At 70.9% G+C, this 24,170-nt stretch carries 12 protein-coding genes and 1 pseudogene; 11 read left to right on the forward strand and 2 right to left on the reverse strand.

Annotation, left to right across the window (positions count from 1 at the left end):
• Positions 1-100 precede the first annotated feature (100 nt).
• Positions 101-1,093 (forward strand): WD40 repeat domain-containing protein, encoded by a 993-nt coding sequence (locus SD37_RS18690; protein WP_044853115.1) that lies wholly within the window; start codon positions 101-103, stop codon positions 1,091-1,093.
• Between the two features lie 79 nt (positions 1,094-1,172).
• Positions 1,173-2,441 carry a vanadium-dependent haloperoxidase gene (locus SD37_RS18695; protein ID WP_044853116.1) on the forward strand — a complete coding sequence of 423 codons (1,269 nt, stop codon included), beginning with the start codon at positions 1,173-1,175 and terminating at the stop codon, positions 2,439-2,441.
• Between the two features lie 30 nt (positions 2,442-2,471).
• On the opposite strand, the pseudogene SD37_RS18700 reads toward SD37_RS18695, so the two are convergent.
• Together SD37_RS18700 and SD37_RS18705 are read right to left on the reverse strand one after the other, a co-directional pair.
• A pseudogene (locus SD37_RS18700) lies at positions 2,472-8,219 on the reverse strand (SDR family NAD(P)-dependent oxidoreductase); the annotation flags it as partial.
• Positions 8,220-8,289: 70 nt separating this feature from the next.
• On the reverse strand, positions 8,290-15,174 hold the full coding sequence (locus tag SD37_RS18705; RefSeq protein ID WP_052675044.1) for a type I polyketide synthase: 6,885 nt from the start codon (positions 15,172-15,174) through the stop codon (positions 8,290-8,292).
• A 226-nt stretch (positions 15,175-15,400) separates the two neighbouring features.
• Between SD37_RS18705 and SD37_RS18710 the strand changes: the two genes are divergently transcribed.
• The 9 genes from SD37_RS18710 (at position 15,401) to SD37_RS18750 (ending at position 23,928) form a co-directional block, all read left to right on the forward strand.
• A complete protein-coding gene (locus SD37_RS18710) occupies positions 15,401-17,101 on the forward strand; it encodes an AMP-binding protein (protein ID WP_044853118.1) in 1,701 nt (566 codons plus the stop codon).
• Positions 17,098-17,967, forward strand: coding sequence for a ferritin (locus tag SD37_RS18715; RefSeq protein ID WP_081736223.1), 870 nt, complete (start codon positions 17,098-17,100; stop codon positions 17,965-17,967). Before SD37_RS18710 ends, SD37_RS18715 begins: the two co-directional genes overlap by 4 nt.
• A complete protein-coding gene (locus SD37_RS18720; RefSeq protein ID WP_044853119.1) occupies positions 17,964-18,494 on the forward strand; it encodes a PaaI family thioesterase in 531 nt (176 codons plus the stop codon). Before SD37_RS18715 ends, SD37_RS18720 begins: the two co-directional genes overlap by 4 nt.
• Positions 18,491-18,766, forward strand: coding sequence for an acyl carrier protein (locus SD37_RS18725; protein WP_044853120.1), 276 nt, complete (start codon positions 18,491-18,493; stop codon positions 18,764-18,766). Before SD37_RS18720 ends, SD37_RS18725 begins: the two co-directional genes overlap by 4 nt.
• Positions 18,763-19,632, forward strand: a complete 870-nt coding sequence (locus SD37_RS18730) for an SAM-dependent methyltransferase (protein WP_044853121.1) — start codon at positions 18,763-18,765, stop codon at positions 19,630-19,632. The genes SD37_RS18725 and SD37_RS18730 overlap by 4 nt, the downstream gene beginning before the upstream one ends.
• Positions 19,629-20,498, forward strand: coding sequence for an acyl-ACP desaturase (locus SD37_RS18735; protein WP_037305221.1), 870 nt, complete (start codon positions 19,629-19,631; stop codon positions 20,496-20,498). The genes SD37_RS18730 and SD37_RS18735 overlap by 4 nt, the downstream gene beginning before the upstream one ends.
• 39 nt (positions 20,499-20,537) lie before the next feature.
• Positions 20,538-21,818, forward strand: a complete 1,281-nt coding sequence (locus SD37_RS18740; protein WP_083255010.1) for a cytochrome P450 family protein — start codon at positions 20,538-20,540, stop codon at positions 21,816-21,818.
• A 40-nt stretch (positions 21,819-21,858) separates the two neighbouring features.
• A complete protein-coding gene (locus SD37_RS18745; RefSeq protein ID WP_044853122.1) occupies positions 21,859-23,055 on the forward strand; it encodes a cytochrome P450 in 1,197 nt (398 codons plus the stop codon).
• Between the two features lie 96 nt (positions 23,056-23,151).
• Positions 23,152-23,928, forward strand: a complete 777-nt coding sequence (locus SD37_RS18750; protein WP_044853123.1) for a hypothetical protein — start codon at positions 23,152-23,154, stop codon at positions 23,926-23,928.
• The last annotated feature ends 242 nt before the right edge of the window (positions 23,929-24,170 follow it).

A 24,170-nucleotide genomic window follows, 5' to 3' on the forward strand; every position in this document is an offset into this window, starting at 1 on the left:
AAACAGTGGACGATGGTTATGGTTTATTTCGCACTTCTCGAAATGATCTTCGGAAATTCGGGGGCGGTCCCGCCGGCGAGCTGGCATCATCCAGCGCATCATGAGAGCGGAAGAACGATGGCCGACCACCGGCCAGGCACCACAAACGCTGGTCTGGCAAGGCAACGGTCTCGTCGACTGGGCGAGCGGCTACAGCTGGTATCCCGACGGCCGCCCCGGAACAGGAGCCCCGCTGCAGGGCTACGGCGACATCTACAACGGCGTGGCCGTGTCCCCGTCCGGGCGCTACCAGGTCGTCTACGCCGAGTACGGCCTCGACGCGATCCTGCTCGACCAAGGCGAAGAACTCCGCGCACTCACCCGTGACGACGACGATCCGGACGCCTTCTTCTATCCGGTGACCTTCGGGCGGCTCACCGACGGGCGGGAGGTGCTCGTCCACTGCCCCGAACGCCGGGACCGGCTGGAGATCGAGCTACCGGCGACCGGGGAACGGCTCACCACACGCGCCTTGGAGCCCGGCGTCTACCCGACCGACATGTACCACTCCCGGCTCGAGGTGAGCCCCGGCGGACGGTGGCTGCTGAGCGCGGGCTGGGTCTGGCATCCGGCCGGCGTCGCCCAAGTCTTCGATCTCGACGTCGCCCTCACCGATCCGGTCACCCTCGACGCGATCCAGCCCTATCCGGAACCGGTCGGCCACGAGGTTGAGTCCGCCTGCTGGCTCGACGACGACCGCCTGGCGGTCTTCTCCATAAGCACGACGGCCGGCAGCCGGCCCGAGCTGTCGAACGGCGAACTCGGCGTTTGGTCGATGGAAGCGGCGGGCTGGGCGAGCAAGGCCTCCTATGGCGAGCACGTCGGCACGATGACCCGGTTCGGCGATCACCTGCTCAGCTTCCACGAGTATCCGAAGCTCCTGGAGCCCGCCACCGGTGCCGTGGTCGAGGCGTGGCCGCACCTGCCGACCGGCGAGCGCATGCTGGCGTACGGCTGGCAATACGAGCCGCTGACCGTCGCCGTGCATCCGGACGGCACCCGCTTCGCGGTGGCCTCCGACGAGTTCATCACCGTCGTCGACTGGTCGGAATAGCGCTTCCGCTCCAAGTGGCCGTCGCGGCGCCGCGGGAATCACGACACCATGGGACCGTGGCGACCCGGGAGGTGCGGCCGTGAAGAAGATCGTCCTGGCCCTGGTGCTCATTCTGGTCGGAGCCGGGTCGAGCGCACCCGCCGCCGCCGAGCCACGGTCGGACATCGTGCGAGTGTGGAACGAGTTCGCCTTGGCCGCGGTACGGGCGACCCGCGCCACCGACGCCGACGCCGCCCGCACCTACGCGATGCTCAACGTCGCCGTGTACGACGCGGTCAACGGACTCACCGGCCCGGCACGCGCCCACGCGCTGATACCCGGCCCCGGCCCGCGCGGCGCCGATCCCCAGGCCGCCGCCGTCGCCGCGGCACACGCGGTCCTTGTCCGGCTGGACCCCGACCGGACCGCGGGCTACGACACGCGGCTACAGGCCGACCTGGCCGGTCTGCGTCCCGGCCATCGACGCGACGCGGGTGTGCGCTGGGGACGTGAGGTCGCCGATCGTGTGGTGGCCTCCCGTGCCGACGACGGCTCGGCTCCGGTGCGAAGTCAGCCCGCCGGCTCAGGTCCCGGAATCTTCCGGGCCGAGTGGTCCGGCGTGCAGTACCGCGACGTTCGTCCCTTCGCCGTCGCCGACCCCGCCGTGTACGTACCGGGGCCGCCGCCTGCCTTGGACAGCCTGGACTATGCCGCCGCTTTCGCCGAAGTCGCGCTGCTCGGCGACGCCGCGATACCCGCCCCCGACAAGCTCGCCATCTTCCAGTTCTGGTCGGTGCCCGCCGGTACCGTCCAACCCGCCGGCGAGTGGGTGAAGATCGCGCTGGCCAGGTCCCATGGCCTGCCGCTGCCCGCCTCGGCGCGCCTCATGGCCTTGCTGACGATGACGCTGGCCGACACCACGGTCGCCACCGTGGGCACCAAGTTCACCTACCGTCATTGGCGTCCCGCCACGGCGATCCGCGAGGCGGACACCGACGGGAACCCGTGGACGCGGCCGAACCCGGACTGGGCCTCGCGGGCCGGGAGCATCGGCGGATCACCGGAATACCCGTCCGGACACAGTTCTTACAGCGGCGCGGCGGCGGCCGTGCTGGCCGGGTTCTTCTGCACGGACGACGTTCGTTTCACGCACACCACGGACACCGCGCCGGGCGGCCAGGCGCGCACTTACCCGAGTTTCTCCGCGGCCGCCGCCGAGGCGGGCCGGTCGCGGGTGTTCGGCGGACAGCACTTCGAATTCAGCAACCAGGCGGGTTCCGCCATCGGCCACGACGTCGCGACCGAAGTCCTCGCCACCCGGCTGCTGAAGCGAACCGGACCCACGCACCACGGCGCTTGTCCATTGTAGACACACCAGTTCGGCCTCACGGCGGACCGGTCAGCCGAAGGTGCCGCGCATCCAGTCGTCCATCAGCGCCGCCGTATGCGGGGCGTGCTCCTCCATCATGGTGAAGTGGTTGCCCCGGGTGATGACGGCCGTGTGCTCGAAGGGCCACACCGGTTCCCAGTCGGGCGGCCAGTCCTGCACCGGGTCGCCCGCGCGCACGAACAGCACCGGGATCGGCAGGTAGGCCGGTGTCCAGTCGAAGGTCCCGTAGTGCAGCATCGCGGTGATCCAGCTGTCGTCGGCGGGCACCGGATAGTTCGGATCGGCCATCCGGAGCTGCATTTCGTCACCGAGACCCGGCAGCAGGCGGACCAGCCGCTCGTATTCGCTCGGCAGATAGCTGTCGAGCACCACCACCCCGGCCGGAGGAGTGCCCTGGTCGTGCAGATGCTGCGCGAGCAGGTGGGCGACGAGCCCACCGGAGGACAGACCGGTCAGGACGAAAGGCCGGTCTCCCAGCTCGGCACGCAGACTGGCGGCGTGCGCCGCCAGCAGCAGATCCCGGGTCTTCGGCAGGGCCCCGTCGCCGCGGTAACCCGGGTGCCGGAGCGCCAGGACATCCCGTTCGTCCTGGAAAGCCCTGGCCAGGCGCGCGTACTGCACCGGCTCGGCCTGACCGGTGATGGAGGGGACGCACACCAGCGCCGGATGCCCGGAGCCACTGGCCAGCCGGACCGGGCGGGGCGGACTCGGCAACTCCTCCAGCGAGCCGAAGAAGGCGCGATTCCTTTCCCAGCCTGAGACCCTGATGCGCTGGAGCCGCTGCCGGAAGTCTTCGCGGTCCTCGTCCTGGACCACGTCGTCCTCGCCCTTGCCCAGTAGCTCTGCCAGGTACCTGGCCAGCATCGCCGGGGTTGGATGGTCGAAGGTGACGGTCGCCCGCAGCCGCCGTCCCAGCGCCTCGGCCAGGTGGTTACGGATGCGGACCGCGGCCAGCGAGTCCACCCCCATCTCCAGGAACCCGGCGTGCTGGTTGAGTTCCGCGGTGTCGGCGTGGCCGAGGGTCAGCGCGACCTTGTCCAGCACCAGGTCGACGAGCGCGCGCTCCCGATCCGGGCCGCCGAGCGGGTCGAGCGGCGGGCGCGGCCGGTCCGGGGTGCCCGGCCGGTCCTTGAGTTCCCGCAGCAGGGGCCGGTCCTCGGCGTCGTCCAGCGTGAGGCGGGCGGGCACCAGCACCGGGTCGGCGAGGGACACCGCGGCGTCGAACAGGGCGAGCGCCTCCTTGGTGGACAGCGTGTCCGCCGACGTTCGGAGGTGGCTGGTGAGGTCGCTGCGCTCGGCCCACAGGCCCCACGCGAGCGAGATCGCCGGCAGGCCCCGGCCGCGACGGTGGTGGGCCAGTCCGTCGAGGACGGCGTTGGCCGCGGCGTAGTTCGACTGGCCCCCGGTTCCCGCGGTCGCGGCGGCGGAGGAGAACAGGACGAACGCCTTGAGCGGTAGCTCTTTCGTCAGCTCGTGGAGGGCGATGGCCGCGTCCGCCTTCGGCCGCATGACCGTGTCCAGGCGGTCCGCGGTCATGGTCAGCATCACGCCGTCGTCCAGTGCCCCGGCCGCGTGCACCACGATCGTCGGCCGATGGTCCGCGAGGACGCGGGTCAGTCGCGTCCGGTCGGTCACGTCGCAGGCGACGGTGGTCGCGACGGCACCGAGTTCGGCGAGCGCGGTCACCAGTTCCGGCGCGTGGCCACCACGGCTGAGCAGGACGAGCCGCCGCACCCCGTGCGCGGTGACCAGATGCCGGGCGAGCAGCCCGCCGAGGGTGCCGGTGCCGCCGGTGATCAGCACGACGTCGTCGACACCGGCGAACGGCGCCGGGGCCGGGGGGACGACCCGCACCAGGCGGCGCGCCAGCACCCGGCCGCCGCGCAGGGCGAGTTCCGGCTCGTCGGTGGCCAGCGCGGCCGCGACGGTCAACGGGGTGATCTCGTCGGCGTCCAGGAGTACGAACCGGCCGGGCTCCTCGGTCTGGGCGGAGCGCACCAGACCGGTGACAGCCGCGCCGCCCAGATCGCTGACGTCGTCACCGGTCCGGGTCGCCACCGCGCCCGAGGTGAGGAACACCAGCTTGGCCGCGGCGAACTCCGGCCGCGTCGTCCACCACTGGGCCGACGCCAGCGCGCGGTGCGCCGATTCCCGCGGCGCACCACCGGAAACGGCGAGGAGCACCGCGTCCGGCATGGGCAGGCCGCCGGAGACCGCGTTCTCGAGCGCGTCCAGATCGGGGAACGCCGGGAACCGGCCGGTCTCGATTCCGACGGTGACGACGAGTTCCGAGCCCGTGCTGACCGCCGTGCGCACCTCGGCCCATCTGCTCCGGAACAGGGCGTCCCGTGGGGCCTCGCGGTGCGCGACGGCCGGTCGCAGCACCAGCGAATCCACCGAAAGCACCGGTGCGCCCGCTTCGTCGGTCACGCTCAGGCGCACCGAGTCGTCCGCGGCGCCTTGGAGCCGTACGCGCAGCTTCGCCGGTTCGGTGGCGTGCGCGCTCACCCCGGCCCAGACGAACGGCAGCACCGGTCCGTCCGTCGCCGGTTCCGGTGCGGGACCACCGAATCCGAGGGCGTGCAGGGCGGAGTCGAGCATCGCCGGGTGGATCACGAAGCCTCGTCCGTCCACCGGGCAGTCCACTTCGGCGAAGACTTCCTTGTCACGCCGCCAGACCGCGCGCAACCCCTGGAACGTGGGGCCGTAGCGCAGGCCGCGCTCGACCAGGTCAGGGTAAAGACCTTGGTACGCGACCGGTTCCGCATCCGCGGGCGGCCACGGGCCGATCTCGGCCGGTTCGATCCGTTCAGGGCTCAGCGTCCCGCCGCCGTGGTGCACCCAGTTCCCACCGTCCACTTTGGCGTGCAGCCGCAGGTCACGCCGTCCGGTGCCGTCGGGCGCGCCCACCCGCAGCTGGACGGTGACCGCTGCGTCGTCCGGCACCACCAGCGGCCGTTCCAGGGTCAGTTCCTCGACCGTGGGGCAGTGCGCCGCCGTCCCGGCACGCAAGGCGAAGTCCAGCCAGGCGGTGCCGGGAAGGACCACCTCGTCCAGTACGCGGTGATCGGCCAGCCAGGGCGACGAAGTCACCGAGAGGCGGCCGGTCAGCACCAGTTCGCCGGTGCCCGCCAGGTCGACCGGCGCGTCCAGGACCGGGTGCCCGCCCTCGCGCGTCTCTCCCGGTGTGACCCAGAACCTTTTGCGCTCGAAGGGATAGGTCGGCAGCTCGGTGAAACCGGGAGCCTCCGGGCCCGACCACGCGGTCCACTTCGGACACAGCCCGCGGACGTAAAGTTCGGCGAGTGCGGCGAGGAAGGTGCCGCGGCCGTTCTCGCCGCGGCGCAGCGTCCCGGTGACGACGGCCCGGTCGCCGACGGCCGCCAGCACCGAGTGGACGAGGACGGGGTGCGGGCTGACTTCGACGAAGAAAGTGTGCTCCGGCACCGGAAGCCCGGCGACGGCCGCGTCGAAACGCACCGGCATCCGCAGGTTGCGGTACCAGTACCCCGCGTCGAGCTCGGGTCCGGCGAGCACGGTCGCGGTCACGGCGGAGTGGAAAGGGATGTGGGTGGGCCGGGGTGAGATCGGGGCCAGTTCGGCGAGCACCCGGTCGCGGACCGACTCGACCTGGGGAGAGTGGGACGCGTAGTCCACCGCCAGCCGCCGCACCTGGACTCCGGATCCGGCCAGCTCCGTCAGAAGCCGGTCGAGGGCCTCGATGTCCCCGGCGACCACCGAGGACTCCGGCCCGTTGACCGTGGCGATCGCGAGCCGTTCGTCCAGTCTGGGCCGCAGCCGCTCGGCCGGCAGTTCCACCGAGGCCATACCGCCGCGGCCGGACAACGTGGTCAGCGCTTTCGCCCGCCGGGCCACCACCAGCGCGGCGTCCTCCAGCGACAGCGCGCCCGCGACGTGGGCGGCGGCGATCTCGCCCTGGCTGTGCCCCACCACCGCGTCCGGCTCGATCCCGCTGGCGCGCCAGAGCGCGGCCAGCGAGACCATCACCGCGAACAACGCGGGCTGCACCACGTCCACCCGGTCCAGCGATGGCGCGTCCGGCTCCTGCCGCAGCACCGCCAGCAGGTCCCAGTCGAGATGCGGCGCCAGCGCGCGGGCGCAGCGCTCGAGGTGCTCCTTGAACACCGGCGAGGTCTCCAGCAGGTCACCGGCCATGCCCGCCCACTGGCCGCCTTGGCCGGGGAAGACGAACACCACCTTGCCGGTCAGCTCGGCCGTGCCCGTGACCAGGCCCGGTACCGCGGTGCCCCGGTTCAGCGCGGTCAGCGCCGTCCGCGGATCGGCGTCGAGGATTACGGCACGCCGATCGAACGTGCTGCGTGAGGTGATCAGCGCGTGCGCCACGGCCACCGGGTCTCTGCCGTCCACAGAGGACAGAAGCTGCCCGGCCCTCGCCCGCAAAGCGGATTCGGTCCGTGCCGAAAGCACCCACGGCAACTGCTCCGCCGCGGGCGTTTCCGCCGGTTCCGGCGGCGGAGCCTCTTCGAGGATCACGTGCGCGTTGGTGCCGCTGATACCGAAGGAGGACACCGCCGCGCGACGGCGACGGCCGTCGGCCGCCTGCCAGGGACGGCTCTCGGTGAGCAGCTCGACCCCGCCCCCGTGCCAGTCCACTTGGGACGTCGCGCGGTCCACATGCAAGGTCTTGGGCAGGGTCCGATGGCGCAGCGCGAGCACGATCTTGAGCACCCCGGCGATCCCGGCGGCGGCCTGGGTGTGCCCGATGTTGGATTTGATCGAGCCGAGGGCCAGCGGGGTGTCCCGGTCGCGGCCATACGCGGCCTGCAAGGCGGCTGCCTCGATCGGATCGCCGAGCCGGGTGCCCGTTCCGTGCGCTTCGACGGCGTCGACGTCCTCGCCGCGCAGTCCCGCGTCGGCCAGCGCGTCGCGGATCACCCGCTGCTGCGCGAGCCCGTTGGGCGCGGTCAACCCGTTGGAGGCACCGTCGGAGTTGACCGCGCTGCCCCGCACCACGGCGAGCACCGGATGGCCGGACGCGACGGCGTCGGTGAGCCGTTCCACGACCACCACACCGGCCCCTTCACCCCAGCCGACCCCGTCCGCGGCCTCGGCGAACGCTTTGCACCGGCCGTCCGCCGCGAGCGCGCCCTGGTGCCGGAAGGCGGTGAAGACGCCGGGCTTGGACATCACCACCGCGCCGCCCGCCAAGGCGAGGTCGCATTCCCCGGCGCGCAGGGACCGCACCGCCAGATGCAGTGCCACCAGCGAAGACGAGCACGCCGTGTCGATCGTGACCGACGGCCCTTCCAGCCCGAGCAGGTAGGAGACCCGCCCGGACAGCACGCTCGCCGCGGTGGCGGTCGCCAGGTGGTCGGCGTATTCGTCGAGGTTCGCGCTGACCAGCCCCCGGTAGTCCTGATCGCTGGTGCCGGTGAACACCCCGGTCCGGGAGCCACGCAAGGTGGCCGGGTCGATACCCGCCCGCTCCAGCGACTCCCAGGAGATCTCCAGCATCAGCCGCTGCTGCGGATCCATGGACTGTGCCTCGTTCGGGCCGATGCCGAAGAAGCCCGCGTCGAACCAGGCCGCGTCGGCGAGGAACCCGCCGGCGCCGGTGCGCCCGCGCGGCCAGCCACGGTCGGCGGGCAACGAGGTGACCGCGTCGCGGCCCTCGTCGAGCAGCCGCCACAGCCCGTCCGGGTCGGTCGCCCCGCCGGGCAACCGGCACCCCAGCCCCACGATGGCGATCGGCTCACGGGCGGCCGCCTCGGCCGACCGCAGGCGTTCCCTGGTCTCCCGCAGCGCCGTGGTCAGGCGATTCAGGGTGTCGAGTACCTTGCTGTCCTCAGCCATCGAGGAGCCCCTCCGCTGCCAAGAAGATTTCCCGTTCGGCCCGGCCGAGCACGTCGTCGAGGTCGGCGGCCGCGGGCTCGGCCACCGGTTCGGGCCGGGGTGGTGCCGGTGGTGCGCTCGGCGTGAGCTCGGTGTTCAGATATCCGGCCAGCGCGGTGGGCGTCGAATGGTCGAACAGGGCGGTGGCGGGCACCCGCAACCCGGTCCGCGCGCTCAGCTGATTGCGCAGTTCGACCACGCCCAAGGAGCTGAGCCCCTGCTCGTGGAAGGGTTTGCCCGGCTGGACCTGGGTGACCGAGTCGTGCCCGAGGATCGTGGCGACCTCCCGGCTCACCAGTTCGCGCAGGACCCGGACACGCTCGGACTGGGACATCCCGGCCAGGCGCGGCACGAGGGTGGACACCTCCGGTCGCGGCTCGGCGGCCTTGCTCCGGCGGGCTTCCGGCAGCTCCGCGAGCAGCGGGCTGTGCCGGGTGGTGGCGAAGACCGAGAGGAACCGGTCCCAGTCCACGTCGGCGATCACCAGGCCCGACTCGTCGCGACCGAAGGCCGTGGCCAGTGCGGCGATGCCGAGGTCGGGGTCGAGGACGGTCATGCCGTTGCGCCGCAGCCTGGCGCCCACGGCCTCCGCGCCCGCCCCGTCCACGGCCATCCCGCCGAGGCCCCACGGTCCCCAGGCGAGCGACGTGGCGGCGAGCCCGTCGGCACGTCGCTGGTCGGCCAGCGCGTCGAGATAGGTGTTGGCCGCCGCGTAGTTGGCCTGTCCGGCGTTGCCCACCGCGCCGGTGGCGGAGGAGAACAGCACGAACGCCTCCAGCCCGGTGGTCAGCTCGTGGAGGTTGCGGGCACCTTCGACCTTGGCGTGCAGGGCCACGGCCAGCCGCCGCGGGTCCAGCGCGTCGAGGACGCCGTCGTCGAGGACCCCGGCCGTATGCGCGACTCCCGTCAACGGCCGGTCCGCCGGGATCGCCGCGAGCAGCCCGGCCAGGGCGTCGCGGTCGGCCACGTCGCAGGCGACCGCCACGGCCTCGGTACCGAGCGCGGTCAGTTCGGCGAGGAACCCGGGGTCGTCGGCGTGCCTGCCGGTCAGCAGCAGCCGTTCCACTCCCTGGGCGGCGAGCCAGCGCGCCAGCTTCCTTCCCAGCGCGCCGAAAGCGCCGGTGATCAGGGTGGTGCCGTGCCGCGGCCAGCGGCGCGGTGTCACCGTTTCGCGGGGACCGGCGGGTGCGTGCAGGAGGCGCCGGGCGAAGACGCCCGAGGCGCGTACGGCGACCTGATCCTCCGTCGCCGAGAGCACTCCGGCCAGCCGTTCGGCCACGGCGGAGTCCACAGTGGACGGCAGATCCACCAGACCGCCCCACCGCGCCGGGTGTTCCAGGGCCGCGACCCGGCCGAGGCCCCACACCATGGCCTGCACCGGGGAGCCGAGCCGGTCACCGTGCCCGGTGGACACCGCCGACTGGGTCACGCACCACAACGGCACCTCGAAGTCGAGGTCTCCCATGGCCTGGATGAGCGCCGTGGTCAAGGCGAGCCCGGCGGGCACCCCGGCGACGGCGGGGTGCGGTCGTTCGTCCAGTGCCAGCAGGGACAGCACGCCGTCGATCGGTTCGCCGTCCCGGACGGACGCGAGCAGCCCCGCGATTTCCGCGCGCCCGGCCCCGGCGCCGACGCCCAGCACCACGGCTCCGAGCGCCGCGCGGACGGGTTCCGGCACGGGCAGGTCCGCGACGTGCACCACGATCCAGTTCCGCTTGCGGGCGACCTGTCCCGCCACCGGCTGCCAGGAAACGCGGTACCGCAACCGATCCATCGCGGCGGTCTGGTCGTGCTCACGCCGCCACCGCGCCATCGCGGGCAGCAGTTCGGTGACCTCCGGTTCGGTGCCGGTGCCCAGCAGGTCGCCGAGGCGCTGCAGGTCTCCGCTCTCCACGGCTTCCCAGAACGCCGAATCCCGCCGCGGGGAGCGGGATTCCGGGGTCTCCTCCGGTAGCAGCCAGAACCTCTTGCGCTGGAAGGGATAGGTCGGCAGCTCCACCCGCCGCGCCCCGCTGCCCGCGTACCACCTCGACCAGTCCGGCCCCTGCCCCCGCACGTGCAGCGCCGCCACGGCGGCGAGTACGTCCGCGTCCCGCAGCGCGGGGACCACGGCCGTGTCCACGGCTTCACCGAGGCAGTCCGCGGTCATCTCGGTCAGCGTCGTCTCCGGCCCCAGCTCCAGGAACGTGCTCACCCCCCGGTCCTGGAGGGTTCGCACCCCGTCGGCGAACTTGACCGTGCCCCGCACGTGGTCCGCCCAGTACTCCGGAGAGCACAGCTGTTCTTCGGTGGCCACCTGGCCGGTCAGCCCGGACACGATCGGGATCAGAGGTGGCCGATAGCTCAGACTCCTCGCCACGGAAAGGAATTCGTCGAGCATCGGTGCCATCAGCGCGGAGTGGAACGCGTGGCTGACGCGCAGGCGTTTGGTCCTGCGCCCCTGTTCGCGGAAAGTCTGGGCCACCGCGGCGACGGCGTCCTCGGCTCCCGAGAGCACCACTGAACGCGGCCCGTTGACCGCCGCCAGCGAAACCCCCGGCGGCAGATGCTCGACCTCGTCCGCCGAGGCCGCCACCGCGTACATCGCGCCGTGCGGGGGCAACGCCTGCATGAGCGAACCCCGCGCCGCGACCAGGCGGCAGGCGTCCGATAGCGACAGCACCTCGGCCACGTGGGCGGCGGCCAGTTCGCCGACGGAGTGCCCCAGCAGCAGGTCCGGCCGGATGCCCCAGCTCTCCAGCAAGCGGAACAACGCGACCTCGAACGCGAAGAGCCCGGTCTGCGCGAACTCCGTCCGGTCCAGCGTTTCCTGGTCCGTGCCGAATACGGCGGCCCGGACCCGCGGCGGCAACGCCGCGCAAACCTCGTCGAAGGCCCCGGCGAACACGGGGTACCGCTCATACAGCAGACCGCCCATGCCCGCGCGCTGACTGCCCTGCCCGGCGAACAGGAAGGCCAGACCGCCCTCGGCCACGACCCCCGTGGTGAGCCCGGGACCGGTCCTGCCGGCGGCCAGCGCGGCCAGCGCGCGGCCGAGCTGCTCGCGGTCGCCGCCGGTGAGCACGGCCCGGTTGGCCAGCGCGGAACGGGTCGTGGCCAAAGAGAAACCCAGGTCGTGCAGGCCGGCTTCGGACCCGGGGCCGGTGTCGCAGTGCGCGAGCAGCCGGGCGGCCTGCGCGCGCAGTGCCTCCTCCGAACCGCCCGAGACGGTCCACAGCGGCGGGAGGTCACTCGGCGGGGCCGCCGGTGCGTCCGGTTCGGCCGGGGGCTGCTGGACGATCACATGGGCGTTCGTGCCGCCGATACCGAAGGAGGAGACCCCGGCCCGCCGGATCGGTCCCCGGTCCGGCCACGGTGTGGATTCGGTGACCAGGTGCAGCCCGGCCGCCCAGTCCACCTGCGAACTGGGTGTCTCGACGTTGACGGTGGCCGGGACCATACGATGCCGCATGGCCAGCACCATCTTGATCAGCCCCGCGGCCCCGGCGGCCGCTTGGGTGTGCCCCAGGTTGGACTTCAGCGATCCCACCAGCAGCGGCCGGTCCGGCGGCCGCTGCGCGGCGTAGGCCGCCACGAGCGCGCCCGCCTCGATCGGGTCGCCCAGTTTCGTCCCGGTGCCGTGCGCCTCCACGACGTCCACATCGGACGGTCGCAGCCCGGCGTCCGCGAGCGCGGCGGACAGTAGCTGCCGCTGGGCGGAACCGTTGGGCGCGGTGAGCCCGTTGCTGGCGCCGTCGGAGTTGACCGCGGACCCGGTGATCAGCGCCAGTACCGGATGGCCGTTCCGGCGTGCGTCGGAGTACCGCTCCAGCGCGAACATGCCGCCGCCCTCGGCCCAAGCCGTGCCGTCGGCGTCTTCGGCGAACGGTTTGGCCCGCGCGTCCGGCGCCAGTCCGCCCTGCCTGCTGAACTCCAGGAACACCAAGGGCGACGACAGGACGGTCACCGCTCCGGCCAGCGCCAGCGAGCATTCACCGCGGCGCAGCGCCGCGGCGGCCAGGTGCACGGCGACCAGGGAGGAGGAGCACGCCGTGTCGATCGACAGGTTGGGCCCTTGCAGACCGAAGGTGAACGAGATCCGGCCGGAGGCCACACTGGACACGGTCCCGATCGCCAGGTTCGCCCGCTCGCCGAGGGCGGCGTGCCCGGGGCCGACGCCGTACTCGCTGTGGGACAGTCCCGCGTAGACCCCGGTGTCGCTGCCTCGTAACGTGGCCGGGTCGATGCCTGCGCGCTCGAAGGCCTCCCAGGACAGTTCCAGCAGCAACCGCTGTTGCGGGTCCATCTCCAAGGCCTCGTGGCCGCCGATGCCGAAGAACGCGGCGTCGAACTCGGCTGCCTCGTGCAGGAATCCGCCTTCGCGCACATAGCTGGTGCCCGGCCGCTCCCGCCGCGGGTCATACAGCGTCTCCAGGTCCCAGCCGCGGTCGGCCGGCATCGGCGTGACGACGTCACGGCCCTCGGTGAGCAGCTGCCACAGGTCCTCGGGGGACTGCACGCCGCCGGGGAAGCGGCAGCTCATGCCGACGATGGCGATCGGCTCGTCCGAACCTGCCCGGCGGCGCACGACGGCCGGTGACCGCGGCGCACCGCCGTCCAGGTACGCGGTCAACTGGTCCGGGGTGGGGTGGTCGAACAGGGCGGTCGTGGCGATCTTCAGCCCGGTCCGCTTGCGCAGCCGGGTGATCAGTTCGACGGCGCGCACCGAATCCATGCCCAGGTCGAAAAAGGTCCGGTCCGGCCGGTAACCGCCGCTGATCAGCGACTCGGTCTCGGCCCGGATCAGCCGGGGCAGGTCCGTGGTGACGGCACGGGTGGGCTCGGCGACCTCGGTGGGCAGATGCACGCGACGGCCACCCCGGTCGCCGAGCACCTCCGGCCAGGCGACCGGCACCCCGTGCCCGTGCAGTTCGCCGAGGGTGCCCAGCGTCGCGCGCAGGTCGGACTGGCCACCGCGCAGCGCGGCGGTGACGAGCAGGTCGCCGGTGGCCGCGCCGGGCAGGGTCTCCTCGACCAGCGCCGCGAGCACCCCGTTGGCGCTCAGGTCGACGTAGGTGTCGACGCCGGCTTCCGCCAGGGTGGTGACGCAGTCGAGGAAGTGCCCGGTGCCGCGGACCTGGGCGCCCCAGTACTCGGGCAGGCACACCACACCGGGATCGGTCCCGAGCCCGGTGTGCACCGGGACGATCGGGATACGCGGCGGGCGGGCGGTCAGGCCGCGCGCGAACCGCTCGAAGTCGCCTGCCATCGCGGCCATGTGCGGGGAGTGGAAGGCCCGGTCCACCGGCAGCCGCTTGACCTTGCGCCCGCGGTCGGCCCAGAACCCGGCGATGCGCAGCACGGTGTCGCGGTCGCCGGAGATGACGACGGAGCGGGGGGAGTTGACCGCGGAGATCGCCGCCAGTTCCCCCAGCCCGGTCAGCGACTCTTGTGCTTCGGCCTCGGTGATCCGCAGCGCCACCATGGCACCGCCGACCGGCGTCCGGTCCCGGAACAACCGGACCCGCTCGGCCAGCAGCGCGGCCACGTCCGGGAGCGAGTACACCCCGGCCGCGGTGGCCGCGGCCAGTTCCCCGACCGAGTGGCCCACCACGAAGTCCGGGCGGACGCCCCAGTGCTCGAACTGCCGGAACAGCGCCAGCTGCAGGGCGAACAGGGCGTCCTGGGTGTACATCGCCTCGTCGGCGGGCGCCACCTCGGTGCCGCGGTCGCCCAGCAGCAGCTCGCGCACCGACCAGGTGGACGCCGCGTCCAGGTGGCCGCACACTTCGTCGAGCGCGTCGGCGAACACGTCGAACAGCGGGTACAGCTCGCGGCCCATCCCCGGCCGCTGTCCGCCCTCGCCGGGGAACATCAACGCCACTTTGCGGCCGGTCCCGGCCCCTGCCGTCCCTGCCCGGCCGCCGGCCAGTTCGGCGAGACCGGCGACGAGTTCCGCCCGGTCCTCGCCCAGCACGACGCTCCGGTACGGCTGGTGTGACCGCGCCAGAGCCAGCGTGTGCGTGGTGTCGAGCAGGTCCGGTGCGGCAGGCCCGTCCAGGTGGGCGCGCAGGGTCTCCGCCTTGCCGCGCAGGCTTTCCGCGCTGTCGGCCGACAGCATCAGCGGCAGGACCGGCACCGCGCGGCGCTCCGGCGGTCGTGGCCGGGCGGGCGGTGCGGACAGCACCAGCGCGCAGGAAGTCCCGGCACCGTCGGTGGAGGCGAGCACGATGGGCATCCGGCGGTCCTGCCCGCGACCGAGCAGGGCGGGCAGGGCGAACAGTGCTGACACCGCGTCGTCTTCCACCGGGTCGACCTCGTCGGGGTTCACGCCGGCTCGCTCGCACGCCAACCGGACAACGGACCCCCGGCCCAGCGCGCTGCCGTCGAACACGCAATGAACCGGGTCGTCGTCCGCGATCGCGGAGGAAAGCGGTTTCAGCACCAGAAACGCGTACTCGCCGGGTGAAACCACCCCGGCGATGGCGAGCGCCGATTCACCAGTGTGAATGCTTTGGAGAGAAAGGTGCAGGATGGCCGGAGGCGGGAGTTCCGCCGTCACCGCGGGCCCCAGCAGACCGAACTCCGCCGCGACCGGTCCGGCCTCCGTCATGGCGAACACGCCCGCGGTCACGCCGTCCAGCGATTCCGGGATTACCCCGGCATTCTCCAGCGCCTGTCGCGCCACCACGGCGGGCGGGGCGGACAACGGACCGCGCGACAAACCGATCAGCGCGACCGAAGAGGGATTCGTGGTGCTGTCGAACTGCATGAAACCGCCCGTCCAGTCGTCATCCACCCAGCGCGGTCTGAGCAAAGTGCGGTCGGAAGAATACCGGTACACGCTCAGGCGCGTCATTTACGGAATGCGGGGTTGGCTGACCGTAGTCAGCTCGCGGAAATCCTGTCAATGTCATCCCTTTGCGCTAGGGGGAAGTCGTCGAAATTAGGGGTTGTATTCAGTGGACCCCTAATCTCGCGGGCCGACTCTATGAATCGGCGCTGTGCGGGGTTACGGTGTGGAACCGGTAAACGGAATCCGAGCCGAACTCGCGCATCCATCAATTGCCACCGAGGGAAATTCCATGCGACCTGCTCTGCTGGACGGGAGCACCCTGGAGGAAAGTCTTACGCGGCTGGCGAAGGCCATGCCTGGCTCGCGTGCGAGATTCCCCACCGCCGGCGACGAGATCACCGCGGCCGAGCTGGAGCTGGCCGCCACCGCCGCCGCGCACGAGTTCCTGCGCTCCGGGGTACGCCCCGGCGACGTGGTCGGCGTGCTGGTGCCCACCGCCGCCCGGTTCCTCACCACGATCTACGGGCTCTGGCGCGCCGGTGCCGCCATCAGCGTGCTGCCGGTCCAGGCCGGGTTCGGGGACGTGCACGGCACCGCTCGACGGCTGTCCCGCATCACCGCGGCCGCGGGGATGCGCCACATCGTGCTGGACGCCGACCACGCGGACCTCGGCGGCGCGCTCGCCGCGCTGGGCACCGAGGTGAGCCTGCTGCTTCCGCCCGCGCCCGGCGGCACCGGCGAGAAGCGGTCCCTGCCCACCGTCGACCCCGACGCGCTGGCGATCGTGCAGTTCACGTCGGGCAGCACGAGCTTGCCCAAGGGAGTGATGCTGCCGCACCGCACGACCATGGCCGGGCTGCGGGCTTGCGTGGTCTCCGGTGGTTTCAGCCCCGACGACGTGTTCATGCAGTGGGTGCCGACCTTCCACGACATGGGCCTGATCGGCCTTCAGTCGCACTGGCTCAACGGTGCCGACGTGCACGTCTTCGCCCCGACCACCTTCCTGCGGCGGCCGGGCAAGGTGCTGGAGCATTTCGCCGCGCACGGCGGCACGGTGCTGACCGGCCCCAATTTCTCCTACGACTACCTGCTGGACACCGTGCCGCCGGATCAGCTGTCCACTTTGGACCTGTCCCGTTGGCGCCTGGCGTTCAACGGCGCCGAGCCGGTCAGCGCGGCCACCGTTCGGCGGTTCACCGAGGCACTGGCGCCCAGCGGGGTGGACGCCTCGGTGATGTACCCGGTGTACGGCATGGCCGAGGCCACCCTGTCGATCAGCTTCCCCGAGCCCGGTGCCACCGCACGCCTCCGCGCGGTGGACCGCGACGAACTGGCCAGGACGGGCGATGTGCGCCCGGTGGAGGAAACCGCGCCGGCGGCCAAACCGGTGGTTTCGGTGGGCCGTCCGGTGCACGGCGTCGACCTGCGCGTCGTGCGTGAGGACGGTTCCGTGGTCGCCGACGGCGCACTCGGGGAGATCCAGATCCGCGGCGAGTCGGTGACCACCGGGTACTTCCGCGACCCCGAAGCGACCGCCGCCGTCTTCGACCGCGGCTGGTTGCGCACGGGGGACCTCGGCTTCCAGCTCGACGGCGAACTGTATGTCACCGGGCGGCGCAAGGAGATGGTCGTGGTACACGGCCAGAACTACTTCCCGGACGACGTCGAGACCGTCGCCCGTGAGGTCCCCGGCGTCTACCGCCGTCGCTGCGTGGCCTTCTCCGACACGGACGCCGACGGCGGCGAGCGGATCGGCGTGATCGTGGAGACGGGGGAGGACCCCGCCGTGGTGCGTGAGGAGGTCCGCAGGCGGGTCGCCGCCGAACTCGAGCTGGCCCAGGTGGCGGTCTACGCGGTCAAGCCGAGGTGGATCCCCCGGACCACCAGCGGCAAATGGCAGCGGGTGCTGGCCGCCCAGCGCGTCACGTCGGGCGAGATCGCAGGCATGTCGCCGGACCCCACCGGCGCCGACCAAGGAGAACGGGTGTGAACAGCAAGACGACGACCTCGCCTGCCGGGGTTCCGCTGCTCGCCGACGAGCAGATGCACAGTGCCCGGGTCTTCGCGGGCTACCAGCACGCGACCTGGGAGCTGCACCACATCCCGTGGGACGAGTTCCGGCCGGATCTGGTGCTGCCGGAGCACATCGTGTTCGCCAAGGGCGCGATCGTCGGTGAGTCCAATGTGGTCGCCGCGACCCACGGCCTGCTCAACGAGTTCGGCATGGACTACGACTTCTCCCAGTTCGCCTGTATCTGGGGCTACCAGGAGATCCAGCACCACCTGGCCTTCTCGACCTGGTTGCAGCTGGCCGGGCACAGCATCGAGCACCGCACGATCGCCTCGATGCGGGAGGCGTACCCGCCCGGCGTGACCAAGGCGGCCACGCTGGCCACCAACGTCATCTGCGAGGTGCTCGCCACCCACGCCTACAAATGCGTCGCCCGCAGCATGAAGGAGCCGGTGCTCGCCGCGATCCTGCGCAAGGCCAGCGGCGACGAGGCACGGCACGCGCGCGAGTTCGTGCACTACACCGCCCAGCAGCTGGCCGCCCGGCCCGAGGAATGCGCGTCGGTGGTGGAGACCCTGTACATCTACATGGGCACCACCCGCGACCTTTACCGCCACCCGGTCAGCCGGTTCAAGGGCAACCTGCCCGAGCTGGCGGACCACGAGACCATCGACGAGATGTTCGCCTACTTCGCCGAGGTCGACGAGGACGGCAGCGAATGGGCCAAGTGCTGTGAGCAGTTGTTCAAGTACTTCTCCGTGCTCACCGGCTACAAGCTGACCAAGATGGCCGACGTCCGGCGCGCCATCGCCGAGGAGTCGATCAAGGCCGAGGTCGCGGTATGAGCCTTGCCGCGCACAGCACCGGTGAGGAGGTGGAGTTCCCGTGGCACGCCGAACCGTCGTTCAACTGCTTCGGCTGCTCCCCGCGTAACCCGGTCGGGCTCAAGCTGAAGATGCGGCGGCTGCCGAACGGGGACTACGCGACCGAAACGGTGTTCTCTGCGGACTACGCCTCGTATCCGGGGATCGTGCACGGCGGCATCGTGCACGTACTTCTCGACGAGGTGATGGGCGACACCCTGGCACTGGTGCACGGGATGCTCGCGTTCTCGGTGACCCTGCGGAGCAAGATGCTGCTGCCGCTGCGCATCGGTCTGCCATACCTGACCACGGCGCGGATCACCGGGCGGGGCAACGGAGTGCTGCACACCGAGGCCGAGATCACCGGGCCCGACGGCGAGGTGCACGTCATGGCGAGCGGCACCTTCCAGCCGATCCGCGCGGAGCAGGCCAGGAACCTGATGGAACTGGACGAGGCCACCTTCGGCCGCGTCCGGCACTACTTCGACCATGGAACTGGAGAATCATGACCAGCGAGTCCGTCAGCCGCGAGCAGATCGCCTCGGTCACCACCGAATACCTCGCCACCGAGCTGAAGATCCCCGCCGCCGGGATCGCCGGTACCGACGTGCTCAGGGAGCTGCCCGGCGCCGACTCCATGAAGATGCTGCGCGTGGTGTCCAAATTGGAGCGTCGCTGGGACGTGGAGTTCGACGACGAGGCCATCTTCGCGGTGAAGACCGTCGACGAACTGGTCGTGATGGTGGAGAAGAGTGTCAGCGGGGACCTGGCGGCGTCATGACCGCGCCGACTCCGCAGGAGGCCTACCGGGCGACCAACAAACATTACGAGCTGCCCGCCGAGTTGTTCGAGATCTACCTCGACCGGCGGATGAAGTACAGCGCCGGGCTCTACCCCGACGCGGACACCGACCTGGACCAGGCGCAGACGAACAAGCTGCACTTCGTGGCGAGACGGCTGGGGCTGCGCGGCGGCGAGCAGCTGCTCGACGTCGGCTGCGGCTGGGGAAGCCTGATCCTGTTCATGGCGAAGGAATACGGCTGCCGCGTCACCGGGGTGACCCCGTCCGGCCCACAGGCGGAGTACATCAGGCAGCGGGCGGAGGAGGCCGGTGTCACCGACCTGGTGACCCTGCGGTCCGGCTCGTTCAGTGAACTCGAGATGGCCGGGAAGTTCGACGCGGTCACCATGCTCGGTTCGATCGTGCACATGCCGGACCGGGCACAGGTGCTGCGCAAGGTGCACGGTCTCTTGCGGCGCAACGGATCGCTGTATCTGTCCGAGAGCTGCTTCCGCGACGAGGCGACCTACCGGGAGTTCTCCCGGCGGCCGGGCACGGTGCACGTCACCGAGTCCATCTTCGGGTTCGCCGACATGGTGCCGGTCTCGGCGCTCGTGGCGGCGATCGAGTCGGCCGGGTTCAGCCTCACCGGGCTCACCGACCTCACCGCGCACTACCACCGCACCATCGAGCAGTGGGAGGAGCGCGCGCAGGCCGCCTTGGACCGCGTCGAGGAGGTGGCGCCCGGGATGGGCGAACCGCTGATCCGGTACCTGCAGACGGCCAACGCGGGCTGGGGCTACACCACCAAGCACTACGCGCTCAGCGCGCTGAAGTCCCGGATGGGACCGGCGGAGGCACCGTGAACGACCCTTTCGCCGGGCAGGCGACAGCACCGGCACGACTGACCATCGAGCCCGCGCAGATGCGCGAGCTGACGAAGAAGGCCGTCAGCCGGGCCGGAACCAAACAGTGGTCCGTCGACGACCTGCCGTGGACCTCCTTACGGCCGGAGGAACTCACCGACACCGACCGCTCGGTGGTCAAGTTCATCACCTTCATCGAGGATCACATCCCCGGCTACCTGACCTACTTCCTCCAGGCGTTCCCCGTCGCCGACGGGGATCAGGCCATCGAGGAGTTCTGTTTCAACCGGGAGTACTTCCGGTTCCTGATCTCCTGGGCCAACGACGAGGAGCGGCACGCCTCGGTGCTGACCAGGTACCAGATCGAAGCCGGGATCAGCGATCCGGACACGCTGATGTGGGAACTGGCGGAGGAGGGGCGCAAGAAGTTCGCGCTGCCCTACGAGACGCCGGTGCAGGCCTTCACCTACACCCTGGTGCAGGAGAAGGCCACGCAGCTGTTCTACCAGCGGTTCAAGGCCGTCGCCCAAGAGCCGGTCCTGCGCGACCTGCTGCACCGGCTGGCCAGGGACGAGGCACGGCATTTCGCGTTCTACAGCGAACTGGTCGGCGCCTACGTCCGGCGGCACGGGCTGGAGTCGACGGTGCACGACCTCAAAGACGTCCTCGCCACCTTCCGGATGCCGTTGGCGGACACGCTCAACGGGTACTGGCGGTGGTCGATGAAGATCACCGACGCCACCTCCTACGACCACACCGAGGCGTACGAGTCGTTGGTGCGCCTGGTCACCGACTTCGCGACGGCCGGCGGCCGGGCCGCCGCGGTGGACCTGACCGAGTTCGTGCACCGCATCCGCGCGATCTGAGTCCCGCCCCGACCTCCACCACCGAGGAGAACCTTGGTCATGCCAACACCTTCATGTCCGGCGGGGAAGCCAGGGCCGGCCGGTGCGGTGCTCGACATCGCCGACGACGTCGTCATGATCGACGAGAGCTTCACCGACGACCCGTACCCGACGTACGAGCTGCTGCGCGCCCGGCGCCCGGTGGCCAAGGTGCGGATGGGGATGAGCCCGCCGGTCTGGCTGGTCACCGGGTACGAGGACGTTCGCGCCGGGCTGGCCGACTCCCGCCTGGCGAAGGACGCCACGAAACTGGCCCGGATCCTGCGCCGTGCCGCCGGCCTCCCCGAGGACGCCGAAGAGTTCGACATGGGCCTGGACCACCACATGCTCCACTCCGACGGGGCCGAGCACACCCGGCTGCGGAAGCTGGTCAGCAAGGCGTTCACCGGACGGGCCGCCGCCCTGCTGCGCCCGCGGATCGAGGCGCTGGCCGCCGAACTGGCCGACGCGATGGCCGCCAGGCTCGCCGCCGGGGCGCGATCCGTCGACCTGATCGAGGACTACGCCTTCCCGCTGCCGACGACCGTGATCTGCGAGATCCTCGGTGTTCCCGACGATCGGCGCGCGGAGTTCGGCGGCTGGTCGCGCACGATGCTGTCCACCGCGCCGCCGCACGAGCAACTGGCGGCGAGGGAGGCGATGGGGGAGTACCTCGACAGGCTCGTCGCACGCAAGGTCGCCCATCCAGGCGAGGACATCCTCTCCGAGATCCTGGCCCCGGACGAGAACGCGGACCGCCTCACGCACGCCGAGGCCACCGCGATGGCCTCCCTGCTGCTGGTCGCCGGGCACGAGACGACGGTGAACCTGATCGGCAGCGGGGCGCTCGCGCTGCTGCGGAACCCGGAACAGCTGGGACGGCTGCGGGCGAACCCGGAATTGCTGCCCGGTGCGGTGGAGGAGTTCCTCCGGCTCGAAAGCCCGGTCACCACGGCCACCATGCGGTTCACCGACGAGGAGGTGACCATCGGCGGCACGACGATCCCGGCCGGGGAGATCGTGCTGCTGGCGATCGGTTCGGCGAACCGGGATCCCGGCCGGTTCGAGCGGCCGGACGAGCTGGACATCGAGCGGTCGACACGCGGCAGCATCGCGTTCGGTCACGGCGTCCACTACTGCCTCGGCGCGGCACTGGGCCGGATCGAGGGCGAAGTCGCCTTCCGCGTGTTGCTCGACCGGTTCCCCCACCTCACCCTCGCGGTGGATCCGGGCGAACTGCGCTGGCACAACAGCATCCTGCTCCGCGGACTCGTCGCCCTTCCGGTCACCACGGACGGATGAGCGGGGGAGCACAGGCACATCGACACAGGACAGGACGGATATGACCGCGCTCTTCGACCCACGCGATCCCGCGGTGCGGACAGATCCGTACCCCATCTACCGCCGCCTGCGGGAGGCCGACCCCGTGCACCAGTCCCATTTCGGCTACTGGGTGCTCTCTCGCTACGCCGACGTGGACGCCGTGCTGCGCGCTCCGGGGGTCTCCAGCGAGTTCTACCGGAACCAGGTCTGGGCCGAACGCAGGGGCGGCCTGGACAGCCCGCTCGTGCGCAGCGTGCGGAACTGGATGCTCATGCTGGACGGGCCGGCGCACCGGCGGATCCGCGGTGTGCTCGGCAAAGTGTTCACCCGCGGCGCCGTCGAGCGGCTGCGGCCGCGCGTGACCGCGGAGGCCGACCGCCTGCTCGACGCCATGGGCGATGGCGAGGCCGATCTGATCGAGAGCCTCGCCCTGCCGCTGCCGGTCACCGTGACCTGTGAACTGCTCGGCCTGCCCACCGACAACCGGGTCCAGTGCCGTCAGTGGACCGAACAGATCAGCCGCGTGATCGACCCGTCGATCACCGCGGCCGACGTCGCCGAAATGAACCGGGCGGAGACCGAGTTCCGCGAGTACGTCACCGGCGAACTCGACCGGCGCAGGGCCGCGCCGACCGACGACATCCTGTCCCTGCTCCTGCACACCGAGGTCGACGGCGTGCGCCTCACCGACCACGAGATCATCGCCAATGTGCTGTTCCTGTTCGTCGCGGGCCACGAGACCACGGTGAACCTGGTCGGCAACGGGGTGCTGGCACTGCTGCGTCACCCCGATCAGCTCCAGTTGCTGCGCGAGAACCCCGAGCTGATGCCGGGCGCCGTCGAGGAGATCACCCGGTACGACGCACCCGTGCAGATCGTCTCCAGGCTCCTGGACGAAGAGGTCGTGCTCGACGACGCGGTACTCCCCGCGGGCGCCAAAGTGATGCTGCTGTTCGGAGCGGCGAACCGGGACCCCGCCCGGTACAGCCACCCCGAGAGCCTGGACGTCACCCGCACCGGGATCAAGACGCTGGCCTTCAGCGGCGGCCCGCATTACTGCCTCGGTGCCGCCCTCGGCAAGATGGAGACCGCCGTGGTGCTGACGAAACTGCTGCGGCGCTACGGCAAGATGGAGCTGTCAGGCGAGGAACTCCGCTGGCGGTCCAACGTCAGCTTCCGCGGTCTTGAGCGGCTCCCGCTCCGGCTGCTCCGCTGATTCCCGCCCTCGTACGGACTTGACGACCCCGGTGGTAACGGGGCGCGGGCCGAGCGCGACTGGAGAGGGGAGCGCGTCGGTGAGAGGTGGCTGTGTATGGGGCTGGCTGTCGGAGGTGTCGGCGGTTGGCTGGTCCAGGCCTTACCCGATATTTCCAGCAATCTGATCGCGGCGGCGATCGGGGGTGTGCTGGTCTGGGTGGTGACGAACGTGAGACGGCGCCTCCGGTTGATCCGGGCGCGCAGGTTCTGGCGGGCTTTGGGTGGCCGTCACCCGTTGATCGTCCTGGGGGCTCATGACTTCGGGGAGCGGCGGCGGTGGGCCCGGGCCGGCGTGGTGGGTATGGGGGACATCGGGGCGCTCGTGGAAATCGAGGCCCAGCTCCGCCGACTGGGCTTCGCCGGCAGAATCGCGGAGTCGAAGCAGTTGTCGCCGCGTGAGTTGAGTTCGGACCTGGTCCTGATCGGTGGGCCGGAGGCGAATGCGGTCACGAGGACGATGTTGGCGAAGCTGAGCGGAGTGATCTCCTACGCTTTCGTCGAAGACCCCGAGCATGTGGCCGCCGAGGTACACGATGTGAGCACCGGCCGTGTTTCGGCGCCGCGGTACGACGAGTCAGGGTTTCCGGTCAGTGACTATGCCTTGATCATCCGGACGCCGAACCCCTTGGCTCCGGATACGTCGGAGATCGTCATCGTGGCGGGGTGCTGGGAACACGGCACCGCGGCCGCGGCGGAGAAGCTCGGGGACCGGAAGTTCCTCCGCAGGATGAAGAAGATGGAGCACTTCGAGGTTCTCCTCGAGACCACGGTCGTGAACGGTGCCCATTACAACGTCAAGGTCGCCGAAACCCGGCGGATCTCGGCAGATTGACGCCCGGGCGGATCTCGATCGACGGATTCCGCCTGTCCTGTCGTCCTTTGGATCGAGACGAACGACCATCGAAAGGACGACAGTCGGTCAGACCAGTCGGCAGCACACGATCTACGGTTCGTGACGGGATCGCACCCCGGGCGCGCGGTACAATAGGCTTTCACCCAAACGGGTTGCCGTTCCCGCACGAAGGGTCCTTTGACCGAAACCTGGCAGCGAAGGTGACGTCGGCCGGCCTGCTA

It is taken from the genome of Amycolatopsis orientalis, assembly GCF_000943515.2.
GTDB lineage: Bacteria > Actinomycetota > Actinomycetes > Mycobacteriales > Pseudonocardiaceae > Amycolatopsis > Amycolatopsis orientalis.

Bases quoted from the DNA above. Each gene is read 5' to 3' on its own strand.
- SD37_RS18690 (WP_044853115.1), top strand. From the start codon at position 101: ATGAGAGCGGAAGAACGATGGCCGACCACCGGCCAGGCACCACAAACG.
- SD37_RS18705 (WP_052675044.1), bottom strand. From the start codon at position 15,174: ATGACGCGCCTGAGCGTGTACCGGTATTCTTCCGACCGCACTTTGCTC.
- SD37_RS18710 (WP_044853118.1), top strand. From the start codon at position 15,401: ATGCGACCTGCTCTGCTGGACGGGAGCACCCTGGAGGAAAGTCTTACG.
- SD37_RS18720 (WP_044853119.1), top strand. From the start codon at position 17,964: ATGAGCCTTGCCGCGCACAGCACCGGTGAGGAGGTGGAGTTCCCGTGG.
- SD37_RS18725 (WP_044853120.1), top strand. From the start codon at position 18,491: ATGACCAGCGAGTCCGTCAGCCGCGAGCAGATCGCCTCGGTCACCACC.
- SD37_RS18730 (WP_044853121.1), top strand. From the start codon at position 18,763: ATGACCGCGCCGACTCCGCAGGAGGCCTACCGGGCGACCAACAAACAT.
- SD37_RS18740 (WP_083255010.1), top strand. From the start codon at position 20,538: ATGCCAACACCTTCATGTCCGGCGGGGAAGCCAGGGCCGGCCGGTGCG.
- SD37_RS18745 (WP_044853122.1), top strand. From the start codon at position 21,859: ATGACCGCGCTCTTCGACCCACGCGATCCCGCGGTGCGGACAGATCCG.
- SD37_RS18750 (WP_044853123.1), top strand. From the start codon at position 23,152: ATGGGGCTGGCTGTCGGAGGTGTCGGCGGTTGGCTGGTCCAGGCCTTA.